13 protein-coding genes are annotated in these 18,180 nt (G+C 39.9%); 8 read left to right on the forward strand and 5 right to left on the reverse strand.

Going from position 1 to position 18,180, the window contains the following annotated elements:
- The first annotated feature begins 44 nt into the window (after positions 1–44).
- A complete protein-coding gene (locus tag QI031_RS20200; protein ID WP_281481442.1) occupies positions 45–1,517 on the forward strand; it encodes a TldD/PmbA family protein in 1,473 nt (490 codons plus the stop codon).
- An 88-nt stretch (positions 1,518–1,605) separates the two neighbouring features.
- Positions 1,606–2,946 (forward strand): TldD/PmbA family protein, encoded by a 1,341-nt coding sequence (locus tag QI031_RS20205; RefSeq protein ID WP_281481443.1) that lies wholly within the window; start codon positions 1,606–1,608, stop codon positions 2,944–2,946.
- A gap of 55 nt (positions 2,947–3,001) precedes the next feature.
- Here the strand turns inward: QI031_RS20205 and QI031_RS20210 are convergent, their stop codons facing one another.
- Positions 3,002–3,448, reverse strand: a complete 447-nt coding sequence (locus tag QI031_RS20210; RefSeq protein WP_281481444.1) for a pentapeptide repeat-containing protein — start codon at positions 3,446–3,448, stop codon at positions 3,002–3,004.
- Positions 3,449–4,094: 646 nt separating this feature from the next.
- On the opposite strand from QI031_RS20210, the gene acnB reads away from it, so the two are divergent.
- The 4 genes from acnB to QI031_RS20230 all read left to right on the forward strand — a co-directional run bounded on the left by acnB (position 4,095) and on the right by QI031_RS20230 (position 10,101).
- Positions 4,095–6,755, forward strand: coding sequence for a bifunctional aconitate hydratase 2/2-methylisocitrate dehydratase (gene acnB, locus QI031_RS20215; RefSeq protein ID WP_281486083.1), 2,661 nt, complete (start codon positions 4,095–4,097; stop codon positions 6,753–6,755).
- 156 nt (positions 6,756–6,911) lie between these two features.
- On the forward strand, positions 6,912–7,970 hold the full coding sequence (locus tag QI031_RS20220) for a DMT family transporter (RefSeq protein WP_281481445.1): 1,059 nt from the start codon (positions 6,912–6,914) through the stop codon (positions 7,968–7,970).
- A gap of 430 nt (positions 7,971–8,400) precedes the next feature.
- Positions 8,401–9,189, forward strand: a complete 789-nt coding sequence (locus tag QI031_RS20225) for an MBL fold metallo-hydrolase (protein WP_281481446.1) — start codon at positions 8,401–8,403, stop codon at positions 9,187–9,189.
- A gap of 156 nt (positions 9,190–9,345) precedes the next feature.
- Complete coding sequence (locus tag QI031_RS20230; protein ID WP_281481447.1) at positions 9,346–10,101, forward strand: class I SAM-dependent methyltransferase; 756 nt, start codon at positions 9,346–9,348, stop codon at positions 10,099–10,101.
- 213 nt (positions 10,102–10,314) lie between these two features.
- Here the strand turns inward: QI031_RS20230 and QI031_RS20235 are convergent, their stop codons facing one another.
- The gene (locus QI031_RS20235; protein ID WP_281481448.1) at positions 10,315–11,154 is read right to left on the reverse strand and encodes an SWIM zinc finger family protein; all 840 of its coding nucleotides are present in this window, start codon (positions 11,152–11,154) and stop codon (positions 10,315–10,317) included.
- Between the two features lie 5 nt (positions 11,155–11,159).
- Positions 11,160–14,330, reverse strand: coding sequence for a DEAD/DEAH box helicase (locus QI031_RS20240; RefSeq protein ID WP_281481449.1), 3,171 nt, complete (start codon positions 14,328–14,330; stop codon positions 11,160–11,162).
- Between the two features lie 155 nt (positions 14,331–14,485).
- On the opposite strand from QI031_RS20240, the gene QI031_RS20245 reads away from it, so the two are divergent.
- Both QI031_RS20245 and QI031_RS20250 read left to right on the forward strand, forming a co-directional pair.
- Entirely contained in the window at positions 14,486–14,767 is a 282-nt protein-coding gene (locus QI031_RS20245) for a hypothetical protein (protein ID WP_281481450.1), read from the forward strand.
- Between the two features lie 40 nt (positions 14,768–14,807).
- Positions 14,808–15,185 carry a hypothetical protein gene (locus QI031_RS20250; protein ID WP_281481451.1) on the forward strand — a complete coding sequence of 126 codons (378 nt, stop codon included), beginning with the start codon at positions 14,808–14,810 and terminating at the stop codon, positions 15,183–15,185.
- Positions 15,186–15,267: 82 nt separating this feature from the next.
- Here QI031_RS20250 and QI031_RS20255 read toward each other — a convergent pair whose 3' ends face one another.
- Positions 15,268–16,857 (reverse strand): FAD-dependent oxidoreductase, encoded by a 1,590-nt coding sequence (locus QI031_RS20255; protein ID WP_281481452.1) that lies wholly within the window; start codon positions 16,855–16,857, stop codon positions 15,268–15,270.
- Positions 16,858–16,895: 38 nt separating this feature from the next.
- Positions 16,896–17,693, reverse strand: a complete 798-nt coding sequence (locus QI031_RS20260) for an SDR family NAD(P)-dependent oxidoreductase (protein WP_281481453.1) — start codon at positions 17,691–17,693, stop codon at positions 16,896–16,898.
- Positions 17,694–18,180: the final 487 nt, after the last annotated feature.

Below are 18,180 nucleotides of genomic sequence, written 5' to 3' on the forward strand. Positions count from 1 at the left end.
TTTTTCAGTCAAATCTCTGATAACGCCAGCAGACGAGGCTATCCATGCTTACAAGTACGCTACTTCTCTCAAACCAACTTCCCACCCTCCAATATTCCTCCACACCAGAACGATTCGATGAAACCTGGGAAGCCCCCTTGGCTACCCTTTTAGGACTCGGACGCGCTGCTGGGGCTGACTTTATTGAATTTTTCTTAGAACGTCGCAACTATATTAGTTGTCTTGCAGAAGACGACGCTATTACAAGTATTTCACCAAGTTTAGCTACAGGTGCAGGAGTTAGAGTCTTTCGTGGCAAAGCCGATTGCTACGTTAGTACAAATAACCTTTCGTTTTCCGGATTGAAAACTGCCTTAGAAAAGGGTCTTTCCATCTTAGGTTTACATTTACCTGCACCTAGTAATTTTATACCAGAAATTAATTTAGAATTACTGAGAGACTACGCTACTAAACGAGGCAAAGATGGCTGGCTACCTCTGTGTAGTTCTATCCGAGAAATGGGAGAAGTTCTCCTTGACGGTACTGCCCACCTCAAACGAAAAGCTAGCCACGTCCAATCGCGCCGCGCTACCTATTTTCGGGATTGGCAAGAAGTTTTAGTCGCTGCCAGTGACGGCACTTTTGCTCGTGACATTCGCCTCACTCAATCTGTAGGATTCAACCTTTTGTGTGCAGATGGTGCAAATCGTGCCTCCATTGGTGAACGCGCTGGTAATACTAGCGATGCTAACTTCCTGAGAACTTGGGATTATCAACAAGCATCCGAGCAAATCGCAGAATCTGCTGGCAAAATGCTTTACGCAGATTATGTAGAATCAGGCACTTACCCCATTATTATGGCTAATCACTTTGGGGGAGTCATCTTTCATGAAGCTTGTGGACATTTGCTAGAAACCACTCAAATTGAACGCAAAACCACACCCTTCGCCGATAAAAAAGGTGAAAAAATTGCCCACGAAAGCCTAACAGCCTGGGATGAAGGACGAGCAGAAAATGCCTTCGGTACAATTGACATGGATGACGAAGGTATGCCAGCTCAAAGAACTTTATTAATTGAAAAAGGTGTTCTCAAAAACTTTTTAGCAGATAGAGCAGGTTCTTCGCGTACCGGACATCCCAGAACTGGAAGTGGTCGTCGCCAGAATTATACTTTCGCTGCTGCTAGCCGGATGCGTAATACCTATATTGCTACTGGCGAACATACAAATGAAGATTTGTTTGCCTCTATTGATAAAGGTATTTACTGTAAAAAAATGGGTGGTGGTAGTGTTGGTGCTACTGGTCAATTTAACTTCGGTGTCGATGAAGCTTACCTAATTGAGAATGGCAAAATCACTAAACCGCTAAAAGGAGCCATCCTCATCGGTGAAGCCAAAGAAATTATGAATAAAATTTCTATGTGTTCTCAAGATTTGGAACTTGCACCTGGATTTTGCGGTTCTGTAAGTGGCAGTATCTACACCACAGTCGGTCAACCCCACATCAAAGTAGATTCAATTACCGTCGGTGGACGCTAAATAATTCTTCGTATCTTCGTGTCTTCGTGGTTGATACACAAAGACACAAAGATAAAACTTTTCGCGTTACAAAATTAAAAAATTGACTATGCCGAATATCAACGAAATTGCCAGTTATGCCAAGGACAATGCTAATAAACTTGGCATCAAAAAATTCGATGTTTATGGCTCAACAGTAGATGAAACCAGTGTCCAAGTAGACCAAGGTGAGCCAAAACAAGTTAAAGCTTCAAATCGTTCTGGTGTGACTGTTCGTGTCTGGAATGAAGATAATACAATGGGTGTTACCAGTACTACAGATGTAGACCCCAAAGGATTGGAATTAGCTTTAAAAACAGCTTATGAAGCTAGTTTTTTTGGCGTTAAAGAAAATGTTCCTGATTTTAGTCCAGAAGCCACTATTCCTATCCCAAATACACCTGACGACAAATCACCCCAAGCACCTGTTTCAGAACTGATATCAAAACTTTTGCTGGCAGAACAAGAATTATTGATATTTCATCCAGCAATCAAGGGTGTGCCTTACAACGGCTTAGCGCAAAGAGACATTGACAGATTCTATCTTAATAGTGAAGGTGCAGCTAGAACCGAATCTCATTCTTTGGCATCAGTTTATCTTTACAGCAAAACTGAAGAAGAAGGCAAAAAACCACGCAGTGCAGGTGCTTTTAGAATCAACCAAAGTTTAGATAATTTAGATATTCATGGTTGTATTAAAGAAACGGCCGATAAAACTATCAGTCATTTAAACTATGAGAAAATTAAGACTGGTAAATATCGCGTTGTTTTCTCTCCGGAAGCCTTCTTAAGCCTTTTGGGTGCTTTTTCTAACTTGTTCAATGCTCAAAGCATTTTGGACAAACAAAGTTTATCTACTCCTGATGATTTAGGAAAGCAAATTGCTTCTTCTTTAATCTCAGTATGTGATGATGCATTGCATCCTGCTAATGTAGGGGCAGAAAGTTTTGATGGTGAAGGAACTCCCACTCGCAAAGTTTCATTAATTGAAAACGGCATTTTAACGGGCTTTCTTCATAGTGCCGGGACTGCTAAAAGAATGAATGCCAAGCCTACAGGCAACGCAAGTATTGGTGCAAAGGTCAGCATCAGTCCCAATTTTTATCACGTCTTTGCGGCAAAAAATTCCGAGCAGGAGTTAAGTCTAGAAACTGCTGAAAATGTAGTTTTTATCGATGACTTACAAGCTCTCCATGCAGGAGTTAAATCCTTACAAGGCTCTTTTTCTCTGCCTTTCGATGGTTGGATAGTTAACAAAGGTGTTAAAACAAGCATTGAATCAGCAACAGTTGCTGGTGATTTCTTAGAACTTCTCAAGTCAATTATTTATGTGGAAAAAGAAGTTGAGTTAACGCCAGGAGGAGTTGCTCCCAGAATTTGGATTGATGAATTGTCAATTACAGGAGATTAAAGTTATAAGTTATGAGTTTTTATGCAAAACTCATAACTACTTACTATGTTTATTATCATTCTTCTCCACCAACACCAAGGGTTATATCCAAACCATCAGCACCACTGACATCTGTACCAATCATTACAGCACCGTCTACCTGAGCATTGTATAACTGAGCATCGCTCAAATCAGCATTGATTAAATTGGCATTATTGAAAGTAGTACCACTAGCAAAAGCTTCGGTTAAATTAGCCCCTTGTAAATTAGCCCCTTGTAAATCAGCACCTTCTAAGTTAGCAGCTTCCAAGTTGGCATTTTTCAAGTTAGCATTTCTTAAATCAGCACCAATCAAATGTGCCCCTCTGAGATTAACACCTTGTAGATTGCATCCATAACAAGCTCTGGTTGCTATTAAGCGTTTTACTTGTTGGCTCTGACTTTCGGCGACCTCAGCCCTTAAAGGAGCAGCTAGAGCAATGGTACTGAGTAAAGCTGTGGCTGTCAAAAATATCGATTTCATGATTTATTTATTATTTACCTTCAACATTTGTATGAGATAAAGTTAAGTATTCAACCTCATACCGCCCCATAATCGCAAATTCTCGATATTCTGTCTTCATACGATGGGCAGAATTTACTGATTAAAAAATCAACTGTAAGATTACTCCTTCAGTTAGAGCGAGGAATATCGAATTATGTCATTACTTACGCAAAATCATGGGAAAACTAACCGCAAAGATACAAAGTTAAGAGGGGTTCAGAGAGTTCTTGCATAAGTCCTAAAATATTCTCAAAGGTGTTTTTGAACTTCAATTTAGGTAAAAGAAAGGCTTTGAGAATTATTTTATGTCATTTTTAATCAATAATTTTAATAGTAAAATGATGACAATTGGACATGAAAATACTAAGTATAATTAAGTCCAACAAATATCTATATTTATAACTTGCTAAGATTTATTATAATTTAACTAAAGGCAGAGTTTCTCATAATTAACAAAAGCTAAATAAGTTTATTGAAACCATAACTTTAAGTATAAAACTAAATCCGATAAAAGCGATTACCAGTAATGCTTTAAGCAACAAAAATACGGTAAGCTTTTATAGCTCAACTCTAACAAAAATTTTCCTATGATTAAGGGGAGATCATCTCAATGGAGAAAGTAAAAATGCTAGAAGAATATCGTCAGCATGTTGCCCAAAGAGCAGCATTAGGCATTCCCCCCTTACCATTAGATGCAAAGCAAACATCTGATTTGTGTGAATTGCTGAAAAAGCCACCTAAGGGTGAAGAAAGTACATTATTGCATTTATTGCGCGATCGCGTACCCCCCGGTGTTGATGCTGCTGCTTATGTGAAGGCTGGATTTCTTACGGCCATTGCCAAAAAAGAAATTACCACTCCTTTGATTTCACCGATTGAAGCAGTAGAATTACTAGGAACAATGGTAGGGGGTTATAATGTGCAGTCATTAATCGATTTGCTGCAATCGCCTACTACATCTTTATCAGATTCTTCTGATACACCTTTAGTCATGGGAGGGGAAGGAAAGGAACCCATAGCCACATACGCTGCTGACGCTTTAAGTAAAATCTTGCTAGTATATGATGCTTTTCATGATGTTTTGGAATTATCTAAAACAAATCCTTACGCCAAGCGAGTGATTGATTCGTGGGCAGAAGCTGAGTGGTTTACTATTCGTCCACAGCTACCAGAGTATATTAATGTCACGGTTTTTAAAGTTCCTGGCGAAACCAACACCGATGACTTATCCCCCGCCACTCACGCCACAACTCGCCCGGATATTCCTCTACACGCCCTAGCAATGCTAGAGTCACGGCAACCGGGCAGTTTAGAAACCATTGCCGAATTGAAGCAGAAAGGTTATCCCGTTGCTTATGTTGGAGATGTAGTCGGTACTGGTTCTTCACGTAAATCTGCCATCAACTCGGTATTGTGGCATTTGGGCAATGATATTCCTTTTGTACCCAACAAAAGAGCTGGAGGGTATATATTAGGTAATGCGATCGCGCCAATCTTTTTTAACACTGCTGAAGATGCCGGTGCTTTGCCTATTCAATGCGATGTCACCAAACTAGAAACTGGGATGGTGATTACTATCTATCCTTACAAAGGTACAATCACCAACGAAGCAGGTGAAGTTATTTCTACCTTCACCCTCAAACCCGATACTATCCTCGATGAAGTCCGTGCAGGTGGACGCATCCCCCTACTTATTGGGCGCACCCTCACCGACAAAACCCGCGCAGCCCTCGGTTTACCACCCAGTACCTTATTTATCCGTCCCCAGCAACCCAACGATACAGGCAAAGGCTACACCTTGGCACAAAAAATGGTGGGTAAAGCCTGCGGATTACCTGGTGTCCGTCCGGGTACTTCTTGTGAACCCATTATGACTACTGTTGGTTCCCAAGATACCACAGGCCCCATGACCCGCGATGAATTAAAAGAACTCGCTTGTCTGGGCTTCAGTGCAGACTTAGTGATGCAAAGTTTTTGTCATACTGCGGCGTATCCCAAACCAGTTGATATTAAAACTCACCAAGAACTACCAGACTTTTTCTCTCAACGTGGCGGTGTGGCTTTACGTCCTGGCGATGGCATTATTCACTCTTGGCTGAACCGAATGTTGCTACCAGATACCGTCGGTACAGGTGGCGACTCTCACACCCGCTTCCCCTTGGGTATTTCCTTCCCCGCTGGTTCTGGGTTAGTAGCCTTTGCTGGGGCTTTGGGTGTCATGCCTTTAGATATGCCAGAGTCGGTGTTAGTGCGTTTTAAAGGGGAATTGCAACCCGGCATTACTCTAAGAGATATTGTGAATGCAATTCCCTATGTAGCCATGCAAAAAGGTTTGCTGACAGTAGAGAAGCAAAACAAGAAAAATATCTTTTCTGGCAAGATTCTAGAAATGGAAGGCTTGCCAGATTTGAAAGTGGAACAAGCTTTTGAACTTACCGATGCTAGTGCAGAACGTTCTTGTGCGGGTTGCACCATTAAATTGAGTATTGAGACAGTTAGCGAATATCTGCGTTCTAACATTACGTTATTAACGAATATGGTAGCGAGGGGCTATCACGATGAGCGTACCATTATGCGCCGCATTGCTAAGATGCAGGAATGGTTAGCGAATCCTGTGTTGATGGCAGCTGATGCAGATGCAGAATATGCCGAAATCATTGAAGTTGATTTGAACGAAATCACAGAACCAATTGTAGCTGCTCCTAATGATCCTGATAATGTGAAATTATTATCGGCAGTTGCGAATGATCCTGTACAAGAGGTATTTGTTGGTTCTTGTATGACAAATATTGGTCATTATCGGGCAACTAGCAAAGTGTTAGAAGGTGCAGGTGAAGTCAAAACTCGTTTATGGATTTGTCCACCCACACGCATGGATGAACACCAACTTCAAGAAGAAGGTGTATATGATATTTTTAATGCTGCAAATGCGCGTACAGAAATGCCTGGTTGTAGTTTGTGTATGGGCAATCAAGCACGAGTTGCTGATGGCACAACGGTATTTTCTACCTCAACTCGTAACTTCAATAATCGCATGGGTAAAGATGCACGAGTATACCTTGGTTCCGCAGAATTAGCCGCAGTTTGTGCATTGCTGGGACGCATTCCTACAGTTCAAGAATATATGGACATTGTGGCGCAGAAGATTCATCCTTTTGCTGATGATTTATATCGGTATTTAAACTTTGATCAAATCACTGGTTTCGAGGATGAAGGGCGAGTAATTGCGTTAGAAGATATGCCGAGAATTGAGGATATTTTGGGTATGCCTACGGCTGCGAGGTAGGTAGTATAGTAGGGTGGGCAATGCCCACCTGATTATGTAATATTAATAGGTCAACAAAAATTGCCAAATCTCAGTATTTTCTCATATTCTTTTTATCTGGACTTCAGCACAAAAGGCTAATATTATTAACAGCATTTTTGTTATAGTGATTTTATAGTGACCAGTCTGAGAAAATGGCATCGTCTCACTTCTAAAATTCCTGGTCAGATTTATCTTTGGCTAGCAATTGTGATCTTTGGAGCGTCTAGTGCAGTTACCCGTAAACTGACAGAAATCGGCGCTAAACATTTCATGGATGGACAGAATCCCATTTCTTTGTGTAATGTTTTGTTTGTAGGAAACCTATGCGCCTTAATAGTTTTGGTAATCATCTATAGGCGACAGTGTAACAAAACAGTTTTAAAACAAATCTCCCGTCAAAATTGGTACATTCTGACAATAATAGCTATTTTATCAGGAGCGATCGCTCCTGGTTTAATTTTTCAGGCGCTGGCACTGACTAATGTCAACAACGTTATTTTAGTCGGTAGATTGGAACCGCCTTTGACTTTGGCTTTGTCGATTTGGTTACTAAAAGAACGAGTATATTTTTGGGAAATTGTCGGAGCGATCGCAGCATTCATTGGAGTTACTCTAACAATCTTTTTACAACCACTAGATCCAGCCATGATAAATATGGCAGGTTTGCATTTAGGCTTAGGAGAACTTTTGGCCGTAGCTGGATCGCTGGCTGTAGCAGTAGCCACACTTATTAGCAAAAAATATCTCTCTGTTATTCCTTTAGGAATCTACACTATTTTTCGTACTGCCTTGGGAACTGTGATCTTTTTCTTGCTAGCTTTAATACTTTATGGTCAGGATCATTTTATGGGTGTATTCTCACCTTTTTTATGGCAGTGGATGTTAGTGTATGGTGTCGTAATTGTAGTTTTAGGTCAATCGTTTTGGCTAAAGGGTTTAAGAGATTCCACTGTGTCTATGACTTCTTTAATTGGCTCTTTTACTCCAATTGTAGGTATTCTAGCAGCTTATTTGATACTGAATGAAGCTCCGACACAGGCTCAATACATAGGAGGTAGTTTAGTTTTTGTGGGCATATTTGTTAGCCAATTAGGTACTTGGCATCAGACTCGCCAAAGAGTTGCCCTAGAACAGGTAAGGTCTATGCAAGCACAACAAGAAGTAGAAACTGACGTGGGATTTAAAGGAATTTAAGGCGTTGCATAAATGCGGGATGATTTTTATCACGCAGAGGCGCAGTGAACCAGCGCTGCGGGAGGGTTAGCCCGACCCAGGCGACTGGTGAATCCGAAGGGAGGTGCAGAGAGAATAAAGAGTTTTAGATCTCAACACATAAATTTCATCCCTTGATTCAGCAACGCCGAATTTAAATATTTGGTTTTTGCAGACACATTCATCTTTAAGACTGAACTAAGTGAGGAAATCGTAATGTAGCCTGGGTCTTGAGACAGAGTGTCTACGCGCTAAGCGTAGCTATGCCGCAGGCTTTACGGGTCTACGACGTTCCTCAACCCAACCTACATTGACATTGTAGTTTTTTGTGAAAAAATCACCCGTTAAGGCAAAATTCACAACCTAGCTGGAGTGATTGATAATAAAGACAGGTGTTATATTTGCTTTGGTTATGTACTTAACTTGGTTAGACAGCAATAGTTGGCTACTTGAAATCGGTAATCAACGAATACTGATTGATCCTTGGCTGGTTGGTTCGTTAACTTTCAGTAACTTGGATTGGTTGTTTAAAGGCTCTAAATCTCAAGAACGCCCCATACCAGAAAATATTGATTTAATTCTGCTGTCTCAGGGTTTAGAAGACCATGCTCACCCACCAACGCTAAAGCAGCTTGACCATCAAATTCAGGTTGTGGCTTCTCCTAATGCTGCAAAAGTAGTACAAGAATTGGATTATACTTCTGTGACATCTTTGGCTCATGGGGAAAGTTTCACATTGAATAATCAAGTAGAGATTACAGCTTTTCCTGGCTCTCCCATTGGCCCTACTCTGGTAGAAAATGGTTATCTCCTCAAAGAGCTAGCAAGTGGTTTAACGCTTTATTACGAGCCTCACGGCTATCATTCTCCGCAAGTTAAACAAGTTGCACCAGTGGATGTAATTATTACACCAATTGTTGACTTGGCACTACCTTTACTGGGGCCGATTATTAAAGGAACAAACAGTGCATTGGAAGTGGCAAAATCTCTACAACCACAAGTAATGCTCCCCACAGCAGCCGGAGGAGATGTGACGTTTGAAGGTTTGCTGATGAAATTATTGCAAGCTGCCGGGAGTGCAGAAGAATTTCGGGCGCTACTAGAAAAGAACAATTTGAAAACGCAGGTAATTGATCCTACTCCAGGCGATCGCTTTGAATTATGCTTAGAAGAGCATAAAACTCTACCTATAAGTGGGTAAAGTTTTGTCAGTGGTCAGTGGTCAATAGTAACGATGTTTTTAAGACCACCCATAAGAATATGGAGTATTAAACCAGATAAAAAACAACTAACAACTAACAACTGACAACTGACAACTAATAACTAACCCGCGTAGTATAAATCAAAAACTAAACGCATGTTATCTTTTCCCGTTCCTGCTTTTTTTAGCTCCTACTGGAATAATAGCTTTCACCTCAAGCATCATTTACAAACATTTTTGAATTTAGATCCAGACCTTTTGCAAGCTAATATTCTGGCAGGCCAACAAAAGATGTCTGATTTAGGTCAAAATAATTTTCAGTGGGAAACAGTAACTGAATTTTATAACAACCAAGTAGGTAATAATTATTTATTTGATTTAGCATCCTTTCATTTGGGAAGCCAAGACTATATTCAAGATACCTTATGCTTAATTGCAGACCAAGCTGATGGCAAAGTACTAGATTTTGGTGGAGGTCTTGGTACTCATGCGATCGCAGCTGCTTTTTGCCCTAAAGTAACACAAGTAATCTACTGTGATATTAATCCTATTCATTGTGAATTTGTCAAATATCGGGCAAAAAAACTAGGTTTGGAGGATAAAATTATTTGTTCTTTGCAATTCCCGACTACGGAAAATTTTGACACCATTTTATGTTTTGATGTTTTAGAACACTTGCCAGATCCAATTCAACAATTGTTAGATTTTTATCATGTTCTATCATCGAACGGCAAGTTAATCGTCAATTGGTACTTTTCACAAGGACTAAACAATGAGTTTCCTTTTCATATAGAAGATCCACAAGTAGTAGAAAAGTTTTTTCGGACAATTCAACGGTATTATTTAGAAGTTTTTCACCCTTATTTAATTACAGCTCGTTGTTATAGGAAGTTGCTGGAGCCTACTGTTTAGTATGGGGCATGGGGCAGATACTGTTGGTCAATTAATTGAGGGATATAACCCCCACCATAAAATCCTTCGCTTTGCGTTGTTCTCCCGCCCTGCAATTAATTGCGGGCTAATAGCCCAAGTGCGTTGAAACGCACTGAGAAATATTGGAAATATTCAATTGATGGGTCAAACCCCCACCTGATTCGCCAACAGCATCCGGGGCATGGGGAAGAATTATATTAAGTTTTGGTTTTTTGTTTTGACTCGCTGATATAATTCTTCCATTGTTTCAATAAACGAATTATTCTTTGGCCAGAAAGCGGGAAAATCTCCTTGCTTTTTAATTAGAATTGCTGATACACCGCTAGGGGTGGGAACTTCAATGGTTTGTGGTAATCGCTTGGTTCCTAACCAAAATTCCCTTGCAGTTGGCTTTTCGTCAATAGATTGTTTGGCTAATTGGGTGTAAAAAGATATGGAAGTTTCTAAAGAGATTTCTTTAGCATTTAGTTCTTCTGCAAGTGCTTTACCTAATGGGGAATCAGCAAGTTTTGTTTGCAGTTCTGCTTGAGATAATCCTCGAAGTTCAAATAATAAAAATGGGTTATTGTCTAGTTGAGAAGCTACGAGATAATAAACTCCGGCGATATGTTTGCAAGGATTGGCATAATCGGGACAGGAACATTTAGTAGTGAAGTCTTTGCTACTGTGGGGTAATAAATGTAGTCCTAATCGAGAAAAAGTATCTTCAATGTTTTCTGGTACTTCATTCAGCAGTAATCGAGATACAGTGCTAGCTTTAGAAGAAAGCTTTTTAATAGCTTCATTCCAGCTTGTTTTGGCGATAGGTTTAATTTCAATAGCTATCTTGTAAATTGGTACTGTATAAACACCAAAATATGGATTAATTGAACCTTGGACTTGAGCAGTAATTTTATTTTGGTCAATATCAAAATTCAAAACTTTACCACCACTAGCATAAGAACGCCCTCGTTTGAGTCGATTATCATCTGTAAAGTTTTCTAATGCTTTAATAAAGCGATCGCCCCACCAAGTTCGACTAAATTTAGTCATAAAATTTACTCCAAAATTGCACTTTTATTTAATGCGATTAATTGCTTAAAGGCTTCATTATTTAATTCTGTTAGCCATGATTCATCACTACCAACTATAGCAGAAGAGAGTTTTTTCTTATCTTCAATCATTTGGTCAATTCTTTCTTCTAAAGTACCAATGGAAACAAATTTATGCACAAAAACATTCTTTTTTTGACCAATCCGAAAAGCGCGATCTGTTGCTTGGTCTTCAACGGCTGGATTCCACCAACGGTCAAAATGAAAGACGTGATTAGCTTTAGTTAAGGTAATACCAACACCACCTGCTTTTAGTGAAAGAATAAATACAGATGGTTCTGTATCTGGTTCTTGAAATTCATTAATCATCTGTTCGCGGCGTTTGCGAGTAGTGCCACCATGTAAGTAATAAGTATTGCAATGCAGCCGATGTTTAATATGTTTTTCGATGTTTTCGCAAACTTCAGTAAATTGACTAAATATTAGTAAACTTTCTCCTTCTGCAACTGCTTCATCTACCATTTCCGCTAATCGGCTAAGTTTATGCGATCGCTCGGTAGAAAATTCACTGTTATCTTGTAAAAATTGGGCTGGATGATTACAAATTTGTTTCAATTTCATCAATGTTGCAAGTATTAGTCCTTTACGTTTAATACCTTCTGTCTGTTGTAATTTTTCTTCTACATCTTTGACTACTACTTCGTAAAGTGATGCTTGTTCTTTTGTCAAGTTGGTGTAGAGTTTTTGTTCAACTTTATCAGGTAAATCGTTAATAATCGATTGGTCGGTTTTGACGCGTCGCAAAATTAGAGGTTCAACTAACTTTTTCAAGGTAGTCGATTTTACCCGGTCGTTATCTTTTTGAATAGGAACTTCAAAGGACTTACGAAATTGAGCTTCTTTACCCAGATAACCGGGATTGAGAAAGTTAAAAATTGACCACAAATCTAGTAAGCGGTTTTCTACAGGTGTTCCTGTTAACGCTAACCGATGTTTTGCCGAGAGTTTCAGAATAGCTTTGGTTTGCGCGGCTTTGGGATTTTTGATGTTTTGTGCTTCATCTAAAACCAGGCGTTGCCATTCGACGCTATTTAATAATTTCTCATCCTTACGAGCTAAGGTAAAGGAAGTAATGATCACATCGTGCTGCTGACAAGCAACTTTAAACTCTTTCGAGTCTTGCAGGCGATCGCTACCATGATGCACCATAGTTTTTAAATGAGGTGCAAACTTGGCAATTTCTTTTTGCCAATTCCCCACAACAGAAGTAGGTGCAATTAACAGCGTTGGTAAAAGAGTTTCGTGTAAATCCTTCTCTTGTACTAATCTCGCAATCACCTGTACCGACTTACCCAAACCCATATCGTCTGCTAAACAGCCATTTAAACCCAAACGTTCCAAATATTCCAGCCAAGAAACGCCCCGCTTTTGGTATTCTCTCAAGTTTCCTTGCAGATTTAATTGGTCAGAAATTGGTTCTAATCGGCTTTTATCTTGTAGCTTCGCTATCATCTCCGACAGCACATCATCATGTTCAATTTCCCATTCTTCCCCAACTTCGGCACTGCGTTGGAGAAATTCCAGCAAATTCATTTGGGGCTGTTCATCGCCGTGAGATTGCCAAAATTCCAGTAATTGCTGCATTTTATCTCGATCTAGCTCCATCCACTGACCGCGAAAATGCACTAGGGGAGATTTGGCATTAATTAGTTGTTCCCATTCTTGAGGGGTGACGACTTGCTCACCAATCGCTAACTCATATTGATACTGTACTAGTGAATCTAAACCAAAGTAACTTTTTGTCTCGCCTTTAGTGGGGGCAAGTTTACGTCCTGATGCTTGCAGGCGAATTTTGGCGCGACGACGACCTGCGGGAGTATACCAAGCAGGTACAATTACTTTAAATCCAGACTCTTCCAACACCCAAGCACTTTCTTTGAGGAAGTCAAAGGACTCATCTAAAGTCAGTTGCATAGCTGTGGGTTGATCTGTTTCCAATCCTTGCCACAGTTTGGGATACATTCTGGCTGCATAACCCAAATTTAACAACAAATTAGTTTCAAATTCTTTGCCAAACTTTTTGTAGACATCAGTTTTAGCAGTTTTATTCATATTCCAATAGTCTGCCAACTCCAACTTCAAAGAAGGATCTTGTTTACTAGCTACCAAAAACTGCATTTGCCAGTTATCTATCTCTTCAGTAGGAGGGGAATGTAACTGAAAGCAAAGATGAAAAGGTGAGTCTGCTTGAGTGCGGGTAATTTTGGCTTTCCAAGCTTGCCATTGCTTGTATTCTTCTAGTGCAGCATTTGTTGTTAACGGGTTATGTCGTTGGGGATAAAAGCAATAATCAATGAGAGAATCGGCAATTTGCTTGTCAAAAGCGGCTGTAGAGGGTGTATGCGTCACTAAATCGTTAAGTACACATTCCGAAAAGTGACGCAACAAAGTTTCTTTATCGAAGAACTCAATATTATTGGCTGTTGTAGAACCTGCCACACAAATCAGCGGCATATAATCAACATATTTTTGAATATTAGCTGTGTATTCCTCAGAAATAATTTCCCAGGTAGCGTAAACTTCAAATGGCGGCGAAGTTGGTAGTTTGCTTTTTTTCTTAGTCTTCGTAGCTTCTAACTGCCGATATTTCAATGCCGGAATATATTGATCTTTAAGAATTATTTGCTTAAAAGCTTGGGTGTAGTGATACCAAAACAATAAATCAGAACCGAGTTGAATATCACCAGAATTATATAGTGCTAAAAAATGAATATCGTTGAGGAGCTTAATTACGTTGATTGCTAGTTCAGCTTTGGCAGATATCACTGTTTGATAACAATCCACTTGCCAATACTGAAATTCCTCGTAATCTTCGGGAATTTCCACTTCCAAATACTTAACTAATTCAGGTGAAGGGATGGGTTGATTATTGATAGTTGGCAGGGCAAAGTATTTTGGAGAGATACGCTGACTTAATTTAGGCGCTGGTTCTTTAATTCCTAACTCTTGGGTGAGAAACGTGATTAATTCATTCTGTGGCAAATGTCCGGGATGAGTGTGTGGACGATTAGTACGGCTTTTTTTCACAATAGGGGTTTCTACCCACAAGTAAAAAGCGCCTGACTGAATAAAGCCAGTCTCTGCATTGGGTATCCAGCTGCCATGAAGGACTTTCATAGTTGCAATACCTCTGGATGAGTAGAAATTTTAGTGGTTTAGAATTACTTTACCAAATGGAGGTAACAGTAACATTTTTAAAGCTACCTTGTACACCCAAGTTTTTTAGAGTTGCTGCGTAACGCAGGATAGATTAATTTTTACAGATTGATGTATTGGCATTGCAGGTCGATGTATTGGCATTACAAATCGATGTATTGGCATTACAAATCGATGCATTGGCATTACAAGTTGATGCATTGGCATTACAAGTCGATGCATTGGCATTACAAGGTGATGTATTAGCATTACAAATCGATGCATTGGCATTACAAGGTGATGTATTAGCATTACAAATCGATGCATTGGCATTACAAGTCGATGTATTGGCATTGCAGGTCGATGATTTCTCAACTTTATTCCAATTCAGTGCTTATACCGTGCCGGAATTGCTGTGATTATGAGTAGAAAGATATCAAATCTGATACTTTTAAGGCGATGTTATTAAAAATAAGTGGTATTGTAGGAGCGATCGCTGTTTTATTCAGTAGTGGTACTGCGATCGCTGAAGATATAGAAAGATATATCACGGTAGGGCATGACAAGTTAGGCAACCGGATAGCTCTAGATATAGAAACTATTAGCGGCACAACATACAAGCTTTATGGCATGTATGGTGATGGTATTTTTGAGACTACATTCTCGGCATCATGCGGACAATCGCGGCTGTTTCTCGATCATATTGCCATTTACGGCTCAGGAGGACAAGTACTTCAAGAAGAGCAAAAAACAGGGGAAGTCGCTTTTGTAGCAAGTTCTTCCCCAGGTAAGGCAATGCAAATTGTCTGCAAAAAGACTGGCGCTAGTGGTTGGTAAAAGGTTTATCGTGGTTCAGGATTTTTTTACCACTAGGGTACTAAGACACAAAGAGTTTTGGTGATCAAATACAGGTTTTTTGTTAATTTGATCTCGCTCTATTAACGAAATCAACTTTGCCATTCCGTAATTCATCAATTGATGGCATTTGATTCAACCGCATCAGTTCAGAAATTGCTGCTGTTTCTTGATCTCGATGGCTAGTTGCAACTGCTAATACTTGATTTTTGGCGACGTAGAAGGCAATAAATTCCTGCTTTTGTAGATCCCCATCTATGATAATTTCGTCCCAACTTTCAGCGTGTCCAACGTAGCGTAACGGAAATTTGAATTGCATTGTCCAGAAAAAGGGCAGTCCTCTAAATTTGACTGATTTTCCCGCCATATTATGAGCTGCAATTCGTCCTTGTTGAGCCGCAACGCGCCAGTGTTCAACACGAATCGATTCGCCTGTGCGCCAGTCAAGATAACGAGCAATATCACCAGCAATGTAGAGTCCATCAGCTGCACGTAAGTATTCATCAACTACAACACTGTGATCTTTAGGATGTAAGTTGACATCTTGCAGAAAATCTGTTGCAGGTTGTACGCCAATCCCTATAATTACTATATTTGCAGCCAAGCGATCGCCATTATCTAAAATTACAGTTTCTACTTGACCATTACCCTCAAATTTTACTGCTTTACTATTAAATTTGAAGTTAACGCCATTTTCTTCATGCACTTGTTGAAATCTTTTACCGATTTGCTCACCAAAAATTTTCTTCAAAGGCACATCGTCTGGTGAGACAATAGTGACATCAAAGCCTTGCTGAGTTAGCGCTGCTGCTGTTTCCATGCCAATAAAACTAGAGCCAATCACCACCGCTCGTCCCTTTGACTCGGCAGCTGTCAAAATATGATTAGCATCCTCAAAACTACGTAATGTAAAGATGTTTCGTAAATCTGCACCAGGAACATCTAGCTGACGTGGCTTGCCGCCTGTGGCTACTAACAGCGCATCATAGCTCAATGAATCACCATTGCTAAAGGTGAGTTTTTTTGCTGTTGTGTCTACTTGCTTGACTTGCTGATTTAACAGCACTTCAATATGATGTTCATCATAAAACTCTGGCGATCGCAGTGGCATTTCCTCTGGAGATGCCTTACCTGCTAAGTAAGCTTTACTCAGTTTAGTGCGATCGTAAGGCAGTTTATCTTCTTTGGTAATCATCACAATGCGCCCCTGATATCCAGCAGTTCGCAAAGTTTCTGCGGCGTGAGTACCTGCTGTGCCTGCACCTAAGATGACAAATGTTCGCCCATCAATGTTAGGGTCGAATTGTGCCATATCTGGCGATCGCAATCCTGTGGTATTTTCTGGTACGCTAACAATGACGTTTTCTCCTTCTACCCGCACTTCATAACAAGCTAAAGCATCCAAACCAGGGGGTTGGTTTTGATCGCCATTTGTCACATCAAAACAGGCATTATGCCACGGACAAACTACATGATGTCCACTCAATACACCTTTCGCCAGAGGCGCACCATAATGACTACAATGTGCGCCAATGGCATAAAACTTGCCATCTAATTTGTTCAGTAAAACTTCTTTTTCGCCTACACGCACCTGTCGCATGTCACCATCTTTGAGGTCATTGACATTGGCGGCGATCGCTTCTATATATTTCATAAATATTCTCAAATGGACAACAGTTGAATCATTACGAATTACACACTGGCGACTGAACCACCATCTACCCGGTAGTTAGCACCTAAAACAAAACTTGATTGTTCAGAACACAAAAAGCCAATCACAGCCGCTACTTCTTCGGGTTTACCGCGTCGATTCAGTTCGAGATGAGGGCGTTGTTCTTCGAGAAAACTTGCCACAGCCTGATCAAAGTCAACACCCATTTTTTGCGATCGCTTTTCCATCATCGCATCTGTCATGGGGGTGGCAACAAAAGCAGGAGAAACTGTATTTACTAACACACCATCTTTGCCGTAGGCTTTTGACAAGCCTTTGGCAAGGTTAAGCACACCAGCTTTGCAAGCACAGTAAGGTAGTTCATCTGCATAAGGCTGTACAGCATCTTCTGAACTAATTAAAACTACTCGTCCCCAACCAGCCTCACGCATTAACGGAATAAAGGCGCGACAGGTACGTACTGCTGCCATTAAATCTACTTCAATAGCCTTGTACCAATCTTCATCGCTAATTTCTAGAAAATCTCCAGTAGCTCCGGTAATACCTGCTGCATTCACTAAGATGTGAACTGTACCAAAATGCTCAAGAATTTGGCGTTTACCTGCTTCAATTTCTTCAGGTTTGGTTAAGTCTACCTGAACTCCCAGCACTTCTCCAAAGGGTTTTATCTTTTCGACGGCGTGCTGAAGTGACTCTGAGGTTTTGTCAATGAGAGCTACCTTTGCCCCCTCACGAGCTAGCAGTTCGGCTGTTGCTTTACCAATACCAGAATCACCTCCAGTAACTACAGCGATTTTACCTTTTAATCCAAGATCCATTATGCAATTCCTTATCTAGTAATTATTTCGTCTCAATAAACTCACAAATCGGTGAGACGATGATTAATTTCTAAAAGTTTAGTGAGACAGTTTTAACTTTGACATCTCACTTTATTAAAAATAAATTCAGTTATTCAACTAATCATAGATATATTTATGAAATCAATTATTCAGTCTTAAGACGGATATCAACCAATTAATATCAAAGTAAAACCCCAGAACTGGGAGTTTCTGGGGCTATTAACCTGACCACCTTTATAGTTGTAATTGAAAAATCTTTGGAATGCCGCTTTGTGAAAGACTTATATATCTAGTTTTTGTCCAAAACACACTCGAAAAACAAAGCAAATAATTCATTTAAACAAAGTTCTCGCAATTTTTAATTTCTAGTTTTTGTCACTTACACTATAAACAGAAATCAAAAATACTGATTTTTGAACTTTTAGTGCTTTTATATAAAGATATAACTCAATAATTTATGTCTAAA

It is taken from the genome of Halotia branconii CENA392, assembly GCF_029953635.1.
In the GTDB taxonomy this organism is placed as follows: Bacteria; Cyanobacteriota; Cyanobacteriia; order Cyanobacteriales; family Nostocaceae; genus Halotia; species Halotia branconii.